This is a genomic window from Rahnella sp. RFA10(1/100), from assembly GCF_004195115.1.
In the GTDB taxonomy this organism is placed as follows: Bacteria; Pseudomonadota; Gammaproteobacteria; order Enterobacterales; family Enterobacteriaceae; genus Rahnella; species Rahnella perminowiae.
In genome coordinates, this window is sequence record NZ_SEWR01000007.1 from 267678 (window position 1) to 281273 (window position 13596).

At 51.1% G+C, this 13596-nt stretch carries 8 protein-coding genes and 2 rRNA genes; 2 read left to right on the forward strand and 8 right to left on the reverse strand.

The features are described from left to right. Window positions 1-38 precede the first annotated feature (38 nt). Window positions 39-1097 (reverse strand): ABC transporter substrate-binding protein, encoded by a 1059-nt coding sequence (locus ETV65_RS20075; RefSeq protein WP_129954846.1) that lies wholly within the window; start codon window positions 1095-1097, stop codon window positions 39-41. A 202-nt stretch (window positions 1098-1299) separates the two neighbouring features. On the opposite strand from ETV65_RS20075, the gene ETV65_RS20080 reads away from it, so the two are divergent. Continuing rightward, window positions 1300-2010, forward strand: coding sequence for a UTRA domain-containing protein (locus tag ETV65_RS20080; RefSeq protein ID WP_129954847.1), 711 nt, complete (start codon window positions 1300-1302; stop codon window positions 2008-2010). A 53-nt stretch (window positions 2011-2063) separates the two neighbouring features. Here the strand turns inward: ETV65_RS20080 and metH are convergent, their stop codons facing one another. After that, entirely contained in the window at window positions 2064-5765 is a 3702-nt protein-coding gene (gene metH, locus ETV65_RS20085; RefSeq protein ID WP_129954848.1) for a methionine synthase, read from the reverse strand. 247 nt (window positions 5766-6012) lie between these two features. Here metH and iclR point away from each other — a divergent pair, with 247 nt between their 5' ends. Next, a complete protein-coding gene (gene iclR / locus ETV65_RS20090) occupies window positions 6013-6855 on the forward strand; it encodes a glyoxylate bypass operon transcriptional repressor IclR (RefSeq protein WP_129954849.1) in 843 nt (280 codons plus the stop codon). Between the two features lie 45 nt (window positions 6856-6900). Here iclR and aceK read toward each other — a convergent pair whose 3' ends face one another. The 6 genes from aceK to ETV65_RS20120 all read right to left on the reverse strand — a co-directional run. Then, entirely contained in the window at window positions 6901-8616 is a 1716-nt protein-coding gene (gene aceK / locus ETV65_RS20095; protein WP_129954850.1) for a bifunctional isocitrate dehydrogenase kinase/phosphatase, read from the reverse strand. A gap of 52 nt (window positions 8617-8668) precedes the next feature. Beyond that, entirely contained in the window at window positions 8669-9991 is a 1323-nt protein-coding gene (aceA, locus tag ETV65_RS20100; protein WP_129954851.1) for an isocitrate lyase, read from the reverse strand. Between the two features lie 40 nt (window positions 9992-10031). Beyond that, window positions 10032-11630: a malate synthase A gene (aceB, locus tag ETV65_RS20105; protein ID WP_129954863.1), complete on the reverse strand. Its 1599-nt coding sequence runs from the start codon at window positions 11628-11630 to the stop codon at window positions 10032-10034. 372 nt (window positions 11631-12002) lie between these two features. Further along, window positions 12003-12932, reverse strand: coding sequence for a homoserine O-succinyltransferase (gene metA, locus ETV65_RS20110; RefSeq protein ID WP_129954852.1), 930 nt, complete (start codon window positions 12930-12932; stop codon window positions 12003-12005). Between the two features lie 293 nt (window positions 12933-13225). Further along, window positions 13226-13341: ribosomal RNA gene (gene rrf / locus ETV65_RS20115) — 5S ribosomal RNA — on the reverse strand. Between the two features lie 136 nt (window positions 13342-13477). After that, window positions 13478-13596 (reverse strand): 23S ribosomal RNA (locus tag ETV65_RS20120); the annotation flags it as partial.

A 13596-nucleotide genomic window follows, 5' to 3' on the forward strand; every position in this document is an offset into this window, starting at 1 on the left:
AATGCTTTCGCTGCCCGGTTCTTCTTATTTTTAGGAATTTATTGCTGCATGTTGATCATGACGTTTTCCTGCCACAGGCGCGGCAAGGTTTTCGCGCTCTTGTCCCAGGCAGCCGGATCGGCAATCGGATGTGCATTTTTGTATTCACTGGATGGCAGCAGTTTGGCTTTTACATCGTCTGGCAGAGTGATGTGGTCAGCACGGATCGGGCGGGCATAACCTTGTGCTAAATTGATCTGGCCAGCATCAGAGAAGATGTATTCACGTGCCAGTTTTGCCGCATTTGGGTGTTTGGCGAATTTGTTGATGATGGTGGTGTAGCCGGACGTGATAGTGCCATCCGATGGGATCACCACATCGAAGCGGGTTCTGTCGATTTTGTCGCGATAGCTCAGCCCGTTGAAGTCCCAGACGACGCCAACCTGCACCTCACCTTTCTCCAGAGAAGCGATCACCGGGTTCGTCAGACTCAGACGTCCTGCTTTCGCCAGTTTGCCGAAATATTCCAGACCTGGTTTTAGATCCTTTTCATTCCCACCCATCGCGTAAGTTGCCGCCAGCACGCCGTTTGCCGCCTGCGCTGCGGTGCTCACATCACCAATAGTCACTTTGTATTTGCTGTTGAGCAGATCAGCCCAGCTGTGTGGCTCATCTTTAACCTGCGATTTATCAATGATGAAGGCGATAGTACCGGTGTAAGCGAGCGCCCACATACCGTCTTTATCTTTTGCCCAGTCGGGTACCTGATCCCAGGTTGTCGGTTTATAAGGCTGGGTCACGCCTTTTTGCACAGCAACCGGTCCGAAAGCAGCGCCCACGTCACCAATATCAGCACTGGCATTGTCCTTCTCTGCCAGGAATTTGGCGATTTCCTGGGCGGAACTCATATCGGTATCACTGTGTTTCAGACCATATTTAGTGCTCAGATCACTCCATGTTCCTTTCCAGTTCGCCCAGTCATCAGGCATACCGACACTGTTTACCGTTCCTTCGGCTTGTGCCGCTTTGAGGAGTGCAGCAGGAGGCTCAGCGGCAAATGCCGGTGAAGCGGAGAGGACAAGCGCGCTGGTTAACACAGAAGCGAACAACTGTTTCATAACGGATGCTCCAGATGATAGTGTGTGAAGTGCTGGTCTAGTCCAGCAAGAACCAAGCCAATCTAACGCTCAATTGTGATAATTATATGTCAGCGCGAAAAAGCAGCAGTTTTAAGCTGATCGCTGTTAACGGGCGCACATTATTGACACGATGCAGAGTCAGATTGGTGCAAAAACGCACTGAAATGAGGCTTGCTAACCGATGAGTGAATCGCAGACCACCCTTGCCGTTATCTGCAAGGCATTGAGCGAAAGTATTGCAGCCGGGGCATTTTCTGCAGAGGGAAGGCTGCCTTCTGAGCGCGCGTTGAGTGAACAGTTTTCCACCACCCGTATCACATTACGGGAAGCATTGAGCCAGCTTGAGGCACAGGGTCTGATTTACCGGGAAGTGCGCCGGGGCTGGTTTGTTTCCCCACCGCGCATTATTTATAACCCGCTGCAAAGAAGTCATTTTCACGCGATGGCGAAAGATCAGGGACGCAGCGCAAAAACCGAAGTGATCGATGCGAAGCACTGTCTTGCCAGTGATACGGTGTGTCAGAAGTTATTAGTGCCGGCAGAGAGTGAGGTGATTTGCATAAGACGGTTGCGTTATATCGATAGCCGTCCGGTACTGTATGTCGAGCACTACCTTAATCCGCTGTATTTTCAGGATATTCTCAGCGCTGATCTCACATCATCGCTGACCGATCTGTATGCGCTGCGCTACGACATTCATTACGGACGCGTACGATTTGATATGGTACCTACGTTGCTGAGTGAAGAAGCCTCGCATGCGTTGAGAGTGGCACCCGGCAGCCCTGCACTGTTTATCACGCGAACCAACCGTGACCAGCACGACCGGGTCATCGACTGCGATTTAGAATACTGGCGCTATGACGCACTGCACATTGATGTGGAAGTGAGCTGAATTCGTAAGGAAATCAAGGGGAAATAAATGCCCGTTAACGGGCATTTATATTATTAGTCGGCATCGTAACCCAGATTAGGGGCTAACCATCTTTCCACTTCTGCGACCGGCATGTTTTTACGCGCTGCATAATCTTCAACCTGATCACGCTGGATCTGCGCCACAGCGAAGTATTTACTGTCAGGATGGCTGAAATACCAGCCGGATACAGCTGCCCCCGGCCACATGGCAAAGGACTCGGTCAGTTGCATACCGGTATTGGCTTCGACATCCAGCAGCTTCCAGATTTGCCCTTTTTCAGTATGTTCAGGACAGGCCGGGTAACCGGGTGCCGGGCGTATTCCCTGATAATTTTCGCGGATCAGTTCTTCATTGCTCAGGTTTTCTGTCGGCGCAAAACCCCAGTACACTTTACGTACCTTCTCGTGCAGGTACTCTGCGAACGCTTCTGCCAGACGGTCTGCCAGAGCCTTGATCATGATTTTATTGTAATCATCATGCTGCTTGTCATACGCCTCGGCCAGCGCATCTTCCTCAAGCCCGCCGGTTACGGCAAATGCCCCCATGTAATCTTTTTTGCCACTGGATTTCGGCGCAACAAAGTCAGCCAGACAGTAGTTGGCGAAATCGGTTTTTTCCGTTTGCTGACGCAGATGATGGCTGACCACCAGCACATCCTGACGGCGTTCGTCGCTGTAGATTTCGATATCATCGCCCGTGCGGTTTGCCGGGAACAGTCCCACTACACCACGCGGATTCAGTAATTTTTCAGCGGAGAGTTTATCCAGCAAATCGTTGGCATCCCTGAACAGGCGCTTCGCTTCCTCGCCGACAACTTCATCTTCAAGAATGCGCGGATATTTGCCCGCCAGCGACCAGGTCATAAAGAACGGCGTCCAGTCGATGTAATTACGCAATGTTTCAATGCTGGCTTCCACTTTCTGGATGCCCAGACGGTGAGCCACCGGCGGCGTGTAAGTTTCCCAATCGATAAAAGTCGCGTTGTCGCGGGCCACTGCCAGACTCACCGGCGGCGTGCGCGGTTTTTTACGACCATGCTGGATACGTACGGTTTCATACTCTTTACGCGTTCGTCCGATAAACGCATCGCGCTGATCATTGGACAACAACGCAGAGACGACGCCCACGGAGCGTGAAGCGTTTTGCACATAGCAGGTCGCACCACTGTAATTTTGTTCTATTTTCACCGCTGTGTGCGCTTTCGATGTGGTTGCGCCGCCAATCAGCAACGGCATGGTGAAACCACGGCGTTCCATTTCTTTTGCCACGTTGACCATTTCATCCAGCGACGGGGTGATAAGCCCGGAAAGCCCGATAATATCGACGTTTTCTTCAATGGCAGTTTTCAGAATTTTGTCAGTCGGCACCATCACACCGAGGTCAATAATCTCGTAGTTATTACATTGCAGCACAACACCGACGATGTTTTTGCCAATGTCATGCACATCGCCTTTTACCGTCGCGAGAAGAATTTTGCCGTTGGTCTGGCCCTTTTCCTTGCTGGCTTCAATGTACGGCTCCAGATAGGCCACCGCTTGTTTCATCACACGCGCGGATTTCACCACCTGCGGCAGGAACATTTTGCCAGCACCAAACAGGTCACCGACCACATTCATACCATCCATCAGCGGGCCTTCGATCACTTCGATAGGACGCGCGGCCAGCTGACGGCACTCTTCAGTATCCAGTTCGATAAATTCGGTAATGCCTTTCACCAGCGAGTATTCGAGGCGTTTTTTTACTTCCCAGCTGCGCCATTCCGCCTGCTGCTTATTCGCTTCGCCATCGTCCTTGCTGCCACGGTATTTTTCGGCCAGTTCGAGCAGACGCTCAGTACCATCATGACGACGGTTGAGGATGACATCTTCCACGGCGTCGCGCAGTTCAGCCGGTAAATCATCATAAATCGCCAACTGGCCGGCGTTGACGATACCCATATCCATACCGTTGCGGATGGCGTGATACAGAAAGACAGCGTGAATGGCTTCACGCACCGGTTCGTTACCGCGGAACGAGAAGGACACATTGGAAACACCGCCGGAAATCAACGCATGCGGCAGTTGTGCTTTAATATCAGCACAGGCTTCGATGAAATCAACGGCGTAGTTATTGTGCTCTTCAATACCGGTCGCTACGGCAAAGATGTTCGGGTCGAAAATAATATCTTCCGGCGGGAAGCCGACCTTTTCAGTCAGCAATTTATAGGCACGGCGGCAGATTTGAATTTTGCGGGCACGGGTGTCCGCTTGCCCGGTTTCATCAAATGCCATGACCACCACGGCTGCGCCGTAGCGGCGAACCATACGGGCATGGTGCAGGAAGGCTTCTTCGCCTTCCTTCATGGAAATGGAGTTAACAATCCCCTTGCCCTGGATGCATTTCAGGCCTTTCTCGATGACGTCCCATTTGGAGGAGTCGATCATGATCGGCACACGGGCGATATCCGGTTCACCGGCAATCAGGCTGAGGAAACGCACCATCGCCGCTTCGGCGTCGAGCATTCCTTCATCCATGTTGATGTCAATAATTTGCGCGCCACTTTCTACCTGCTGACGGGCTACAGCCAGCGCTTCCGCATACTTTTCTTCTTTAATCAGTCGCTTGAAACGCGCGGAGCCGGTCACATTGGTACGTTCACCGACATTCACAAACAGCGTCTGTGGATCGATGGTCAGCGGTTCCAGCCCTGCCAGACGGCAGGCAACAGGAATGGTCGGCAAAGCACGGGGCGGCACGCCTTCCACGGCTTTCACCATCGCCGCAATGTGCGCAGGCGTGGTACCACAGCAACCACCGACGATGTTCAGAAAGCCCGAGCGTGCCCATTCGGCAATATGCTCAGCCATTTCTTTAGCTTCGAGATCGTATTCACCAAAGGCGTTAGGTAAACCGGCGTTCGGGTGTGCGGTGACATAACATTCTGCAATACGGGATAACTCAGCCACATACTGACGTAATTCATCAGGCCCCAGGGCGCAGTTAAGGCCAAAGGTGAGCGGTTTCACATGGCGTAATGAGTTATAAAATGCTTCGGTTGTCTGGCCGGACAAAGTACGGCCCGAGGCATCGGTAATCGTGCCGGAAACCATGACCGGCAAGACAATACCCATCGCTTCGAATTCGCTTTCAACTGCGAACGTGGCGGCTTTAGCATTAAGTGTGTCGAATACGGTTTCGATCATGATCAGATCGACCCCTCCTTCGATCAGCGCACGGGTAGATTCCCGGTAAGCGTCAACCAGCTGATCGAAAGTTACGTTACGGAATGCGGGATCGTTAACATCAGGGGAAATCGATGCCGTCCGGTTGGTCGGGCCTAACACCCCGGCGACATAACGCGGTTTATCCGGCGTACGGGCAGTCCACTCATCGGCGCACTGTCGCGCCAGCCGCGCGGCCTCATAGTTAATTTCAGCCGACAAGGATTCCATATGGTAGTCAGCCATTGCAATCGTGGTGGAGTTGAACGTGTTGGTTTCGAGGATATCTGCACCGGCAGCAAGATAACCGTTGTGGATCTCGATGATCACTTCAGGTCTGGAGAGCACCAGCAGATCATTATTGCCTTTAAGATCGCTTTCCCAGTCAGCAAAACGCTCACCGCGGTAATCTTCTTCTTCCAGACGATAGCTTTGGATCATAGTGCCCATGCCGCCATCCAGAACCAAAATGCGCTGTGCCAGCTGCTTATGTAGCGCCTCAACTCGATTAGTCACTTTCACCTCATCACCCATCACGCACACCCGGCAAATTATTCATTCATGCGCCGGAAATTATGGTCAACATCCTAGCATATCTTCCTCAGCCAAAAGGCCGCGCTGACGTGAGACTTTTTCAATTCGGGAAGACATCCCGCAAACGCCATGCAACACATCGGATGAGCGTAAAGGCACGTTGCGATCCATACTGTAAAAACGAAAACCAATTCCAAAAATGATTTTTCTTCGCCAGCTTTTGGCGCATCTTACAAGGAACAGGCTCATGGCAACGTCCGTATCGGCTCCGGCCAAACGTGCTAAGAAAACTAAAGCTGCTGCCGCCAACAGCAGTGCTGCAACCGGACAAGTTCAGTCCCTGACGCGTGGCCTTAAATTGCTGGAATATATTGCCGAAGCTCAGGGCAGCGTGGCGCTGACCGATCTCGCCCAGCAAGCGGGTTTACCCAACTCCACCACCCACCGCCTTCTGACCACCATGCAACAGCAGGGGTTTGTTCGTCAGGTCGGAGATTTGGGCTTGTGGACCATAGGCTCGCACGCTTTTATCGTGGGCAGTAGTTTCCTGCAAAGCCGTAATTTACTGGCCATGGTACACCCGATGCTACGCCGCCTGATGGAGGAGTCCGGCGAAACGGTCAATCTGGCCGTGCTGGATCACAGTGATTATCAGGCGATCATTATCGATCAGGTGCAATGTAATGCCCTGATGAGAATGTCGGCGCCTATTGGCGGAAAATTACCCATGCATGCGTCAGGTGCCGGCAAAGCGTTTCTTTCAACCCTGCCGGAAGAACGTCTGGCAAAACTGCTGCACAAAATCGGTCTGCACAGTTATACGCCGTTAACAAAAACGTCTCCGGCGAACCTGAAACAGGAGCTGGCAGATACCCGTAAACGCGGTTATGCCTTTGATGATGAAGAGCATGCGCTCGGTTTGCGTTGTGTGGCGACCTGTATCTATGACGAGCATAACGATGCCTATGCGGCCATTTCCATTTCGGGTCCGGTTTCGCGCATCACCGACGACCGGGTGACTGAACTGGGGGCTCTGGTGATCCACGCGGCGAAAGAAATCACGCAGGCCTACGGCGGCGGAAAACACTGAGAGAGATGCTGAAATCCCACCATTATGCGGCAGGATTTCAGTTTATTAACGATGGCTAAAACGCCGCGAACGGCGATAAGCAAAGACATCTTCGACATGCCCCTCACGGATCCTCTGCTGCAAACCGCGCCAGTAACTGGCGCTGAAAAGGTCGTCGTGTAGCGTTTCAAACATCTGACCAAGGCGTTTGTCGCTGCAAAGAAAATGCCGGAATTCCTCGGGAAAAACATCACCTGGCGCAATGCTGTACCAGGGTTCACTGGCCAGTTCATCCTCCGGATAACGTGGCGCAGGAATATCGCGAAAATTCACTTCGGTCATGTAGCAGATTTCATCGTAATCATAAAATACTACCCGGCCATGACGAGTCACGCCAAAATTCTTAAACAACATGTCTCCGGGAAAGATATTAGCCGCGGCCAGTTGTTTAATTGCATTGCCATATTCTTCAATCACATCATGAAGCTGCTTAGTGCTGGCCTGTTCCAGATATAAATTCAGCGGCGTCATACGCCGTTCAATATACAGGTGCCTGAGCGCAATGCTGTCTCCCAAATCTTCAATCTTGGCAGGTACTTCACGCTGTAGTTCAGCCATCAGTTCAGGACTGATATTTTTCTTCGGCAGAACAAAGTGCTCAAACTCCTGCGTATCGGCCATCCGCCCGACACGATCATGTTCTTTCACCAACTGATAGCAGGCTTTGACCTGTGCTTCGGTCACTTCTTTCTGCGGCGCAAAATTATCTTTTATCACTTTGAACACCCGGTCACTGCCAGGCAGGGTAAATACCAGCATGACCATTCCTTTAACACCGGGTGCGATAATAAAAGACTTATCGGTTTGCGCCATAAAGCGCAGATGTTCACGGTAACATTCGGTTTTTGCATGCTTCTGGCAACCGATAGCGCTGTACAGCTCAGCCGTGGTTTTGGCCGGTAGAATCTCACGTAACCACTCAACCAGCGCGCCAGGCTGCGGTGCATACACCATAAAATACGAGCGGGCAAAGCCAAAGACTATACTGGCATCGTTGCTTTCGGTAAGACAGGCATCAACAAACAACTGCTTCTGATGACTGCTGAGATGCACCGGCAATAACATAGGAAATACCTGCGTGCCGGTCCTGATTTTACCGATTATCCATGCGGCTTTATTGCGATAAAAAATCTCGGTGGCAATCTCAATATCAGCCTCTGCAAGCCACTCAGCGGGGAAACGTTGTTGTAATGCCGTAGCAATATAATCTACGTCACGGTGCGTATTCTCCCAGGGTAAGCGCACCGGCAGGTCATGAAGAACTCTTGCGAGTGTGCCGGCAAGCTGGCCCTGAACCGGGTAAAGACGTGACAAAGGACGGGCGCAATGTTGCGGCCGCCGGAAAGGCTGCTCACTGAAAATAAAAAGTTTGTCTGCGGTCAGATCGCGATGTTTGAAAATGCGGCAATAGACTGAATTAAAGAAACTTTCGGCTATTTCAGCCCGCGGATAATCAGGCAGTAATCCGGAGTAACACGCCTTTACGCGGATCAGAAACGCGGCATCATAAAAATGCGGGCCGGTAATGCATCTGAGCTGGGCAACCACCAGCCCGACATGGTGGTCATACAAATGGATACGTTGCTTCATTGCTGCCTGTACCGCCGGCCAGTCGGCATTTTCAAAGCGCTGCTGTGCCCCCGATGTCACCTCGAGAAAGCGGCCATACTGTGCGTCGAATCCCTGCAAAATAGTCTGCGCAATCAACAACTCTATACGCATAGTGGCGACTCCCGGAGGAAAAAGGCCCGGCTTTTACCGGGCCTGATAAATATCAGTGTGCCGCAGAGGAAAACTGCTGTTCTTCGGTAGAACCGGTGAGGGCGGTGACCGAGGAACGGCCGCCCTGAATGATGGTGGTGACTTTATCAAAATAACCGGTTCCGACTTCCTGCTGGTGCGAGGCGAAAGTGTAGCCGCGACTTATGGCTGCAAATTCCGGTTCCTGTACTTTGTCGACGTAGTGCTTCATCCCCTCTCCCTGCGCATAGGCATGAGCAAGGTCGAACATGTTGAACCACATGCTATGGATACCTGCTAACGTAATGAACTGATACTGATAGCCCATCGCGGCCAGTTGGTCCTGGAAACTGGCGATGGTTTTATCATCGAGATTTTTCTTCCAGTTAAACGATGGTGAACAGTTATAGGCCAGCAATTTTCCCGGGAACTCTGCATGAATGGCCTCGGCAAAATGCTGAGCCAGTGCCAGATCAGGCGTTGATGTTTCGCACCATACCACGTCGGCATAAGGCGCGTACGCCAGCCCGCGACTGATGGCCTGCTCAATACCGGCGTGTGTCCGGTAGAAGCCTTCATGCGTTCTTTCGCCGGTAATAAACTGGCTATCATAAGGGTCGCAGTCTGACGTCAGTAAATCTGCCGCATCAGCGTCAGTACGCGCCACCAACAGCGTCGGGACGCCAAGAACATCAGCGGCAAGGCGCGCGGAGACCAGTTTCTGCACCGCTTCCTGAGTCGGCACCAGAACTTTGCCGCCCATATGCCCGCACTTCTTCACTGCGGCAAGCTGGTCTTCAAAATGAACAGCGGCAGCACCCGCTTCAATCATGGATTTCATCAACTCAAAGGCATTGAGTACGCCGCCAAAACCGGCTTCAGCATCGGCCACAATCGGCAGGAAATAGTCGGTATAGCCCGGCAGCCCCGGCTCAATGTTATTGGCCCACTGAATCTGGTCCGCACGGCGAAAAGTGTTGTTAATGCGCGCCACCACTTCAGGTACCGAATTTACCGGATACAAAGACTGATCGGGATACATACTGGAAGCTGTATTGGCATCTGCGGCAACCTGCCACCCGGAAAGATAAATGGCTTCGATACCCGCTTTTGCCTGTTGCAATGCCTGTCCGCCGGTCAGTGCGCCAAGACAATTCACATACCCTTTACGCGATCCACCGTGGAGTAAATCCCACAGGCGCGCCGCACCGTGCTGTGCCAGCGTACATTCAGGATTGACTGAGCCACGCAGGCTAATCACGTCTGCCGCCGTGTAAGGTCGGGTAATATCTTTCCAGCGCGGCTGGTTCCAGGTTTCTTCAAGCTGCTGAATCTGCTGAGTACGGGTCGTTTTCATGGCAAATGCTCCGGTCTTTTTATGTGTAGGGTAAGAAGAATCAGGCCAGCAGCTGATAGCCGGGCAGGGTCAGGAAATCGATTAATTCGTCCTGTGTGGTGATTTTTTCCATCAGCGCAGCTGCCTGTGTGAACCGTCCTGCGCTGAAGCGTTGGTCGCCCAACTCCTGCTGAATGACCAGCATTTCTTCGTTCAGCATGTGGCGGAATAACGGCTTCGTCACGGGTTGTCCGTCATTAAGCGTTTTGCCGTGGTGGATCCATTGCCAGATTGATGTACGGGAGATTTCCGCCGTGGCGGCATCTTCCATCAGCCCGTAAATCGGGACACAGCCGTTGCCAGAAATCCAGGCTTCGATGTATTGCACCGCGACGCGGATATTGGCGCGCATACCCTCTTCAGTACGATCGCCTGAACATGGTTCGAGCAACTGCCCGGCAGTAATTTCGGCGTCTTCTTCGCGTAATACGTCCAGTTGATTTACGCGATCACCCAGCGCTTTATCAAACACTTCGAGTACCGTGTCGGCCAACCCGGGGTGTGCTATCCAGGTACCATCATGTCCGTTATTCGCTTCAAACTCTTTGTCCGTCCGGACTTTGTTCAGTACCCATTCGTTACGCTTAACGTCTTTGCTTGGGATAAATGCCGCCATGCCACCCATCGCAAATGCGCCACGGCGATGACAGGTTTTGATCAGCAGACGCGAGTACGCACTGAGGAAAGGTTGCGTCATGGTCACAGACTGGCGGTCAGGTAATACACGATCAGCATGATTCTTCAACGTTTTGATATAGCTGAAGATGTAATCCCAGCGACCACAGTTCAGTCCGACGATGTGAGCACGCAGGTGGTAAAGGATTTCATCCATCTGGAAAACCGCAGGCAGGGTTTCAATCAGCACCGTGGCTTTAATCGTGCCGCGCGATAATCCTGCATAATCCTCGGCAAAACTGAAGACCTGGCTCCACCAGTCAGCCTCATGATAAGACTGCATTTTTGGCAGATAGAAGTAGGGGCCACTGCCTTTTGCCAGTAAGGCGCGATAGTTATGGAAAAAATACAAAGCGAAGTCGAACAAAGAACCGGGAATAGCCTCACCCTGCCAGTTCACATGCTTTTCGGGTAAATGCAGACCACGTACACGACAAACCAAAACGGCCGGATCGGGCTTGAGTTGATAAATCTTGCCGGATTCATTGGTGTAGCTGATCGTCCCCTTCACCGCATCGCGTAAGTTTATCTGCCCTTCGATAACTTTCTGCCAGTCCGGAGCAAGGGAATCCTCAAAGTCCGCCATAAAAACTTTTACATTAGCGTTAAGCGCGTTGATCACCATCTTGCGTTCAACAGGACCGGTGATTTCTACCCGGCGATCCAGTAGGTCTGCCGGGATACCTCGAATCTTCCAGTTTGATTTTTTTATGGAATCTGTTTCCGAAACAAAATCAGGCAACGTTCCCTGATCTATCTTCTGCTGTACGGCAATTCGATCGGCGAGTAAGCGGTTACGCAGCGGGGTAAAACGGATAACCAGTTCAGATAAAAAATCAACGGCTTCTTCGGTCAGAATCTGTGCTTCATTTTCACCAAACCGGCGCGTAAAACCAAGCTGACTGCGGGTAATTTGCTCAGACATCATTTATCTCCTGATTTATCTGTTTAATCTGCCAGAGCACTTCACTGAACAGACGCTGTTACGGTCGAAAACACACCGGAGATGCCCCCATGCTCCTGAGGCGATCTTTCTCTGGTCATTTATTGCCCGATAGATTTAAGCGTAATCAGTAATTTCATAAAATCAAAAACGATTTCCATTTTATTTTTTATTGTAAAAATAATTAATTTTAATCAATGAGTTAGGAATGAATTATTTTTTCGTAAAATGGTAATGAATTTCGGATGAGGGGGGACAGGCACAGAAGGAAAGGATCAGATAAAGGGATCCGGGGATAAGAAGAGGATGAGCAGACGACCGGCAAGATCGTCTGCTGAAATCATGAAAAGAGGATTATTCGAGGGTTGGATTCATCTGGCGCAGATCAAACGGTGTGATCTGATAAACATAATAATTCAGCCAGTTAGTAAACAGCAGGTGACCGTGACTCCGCCAGGTCGCCTTTGGGGCGAGCTCGGCGTTATCCTGCGGGAAATAGTTGTAGGGCATTTCCGGCGATAAACCCGCCGCCACATCCCGCAGATACTCACCAGCCAGCGTTCCTGCATCATACTCAGGGTGTCCGGTAACAAAAGCCATCCGTTTATCTTTGGTTGCAAAGAGATAGGCACCGGCTTCGTCGGATTCGGCGAAGATCTCCAGATCCGTATGCTGGCGGAGCACATCTGCCGGAAAATCTGCATAACGGGAATGAGGTGCCAGAAAGCTTTCATCAAAGCCCCGGGTCAGTAATGCCAGCGGTTGTAGCGTCTGATGGGGATATACACCAGACAACTTCGCTTCACGGGTCATCTTAGGCAGGCCGTAAAGCACATTCAACGCCGCCTGAACCGCCCAGCAAACAAACAGGGTCGATGTGACATGTTCTTTAGCCCAGTGAATAACGCGCTCAATTTCCGGCCAGTATGCTACATCACAAAAGTCGACCAGGCCTAAAGGTGCACCGGTAACGATCAGTCCGTCATAGTTGTCATGTTGAATATCTTCAAAGTCACAATAGAAATTATTCAGATGCTCGGCAGGGGTATTTTTAGATTCCCGACTGTCAATGCGTAACAGCTGCACATCAATCTGCAAAGGAGAGTTGGAAAGCAGTCGTAAAAACTGATTTTCGGTCTCAATTTTCTTCGGCATCAGGTTGAGAACCAGCACCTTAAGAGGACGGATCTCCTGCGTTTTTGCCCGTGATGACGTCATAACAAAGACGTTCTCATTACGCAGGAAATTCACCGCTGGTAATTCATCTGGAACCCGGATCGGCATAACAACTTCCTCACTGCATCCATTTATACGTTTAGACTTCTAGATAGCTGAAGATATCGGTTTTTGATTAAGATGTCGAGCCTGCAAGCGTTAAGTGAAAATGTTTCAACTTAAGTTATTAATTTAGATTATCTGGTTATAAAGGGAAGCAAATGAGTGTTCAGGAAGGGATAAAAAGAGAAATTAAATTGCAGATCATGGCAACGTACTGAGTAAATAATGTACACAATGCCTTAAATTCCCCATAGCGAAAAGCCCCGCACTTTCGTACGGGGCTTTTGGCTTTATTTGATGCCTGGCAGTTCCCTACTCTCGCATGGGGAGACCCCACACTACCATCGGCGCTACGGCGTTTCACTTCTGAGTTCGGCATGGGGTCAGGTGGGACCACCGCGCTAGTGCCGCCAGGCAAATTCTGTTTTATCCGTACCGCAGCGCATCAGGGTTTCTCACCCCACGCCGCCATACGAACCAATTCCGGAACATTCCGCTGAAAATCTACTCTCTCGAGCCTGTCTCTCAAATCAAAACACCTTTGGTGTTGTAAGGTTAAGCCTCTCGGGTCATTAGTACTGGTTAGCTCAATGCATCGCTGCACTTACACACCCAGCCTATCAACGTCTTAGTCTTAAACGTCCCTTCAGGTGGCTTAAAGCCACAGGGA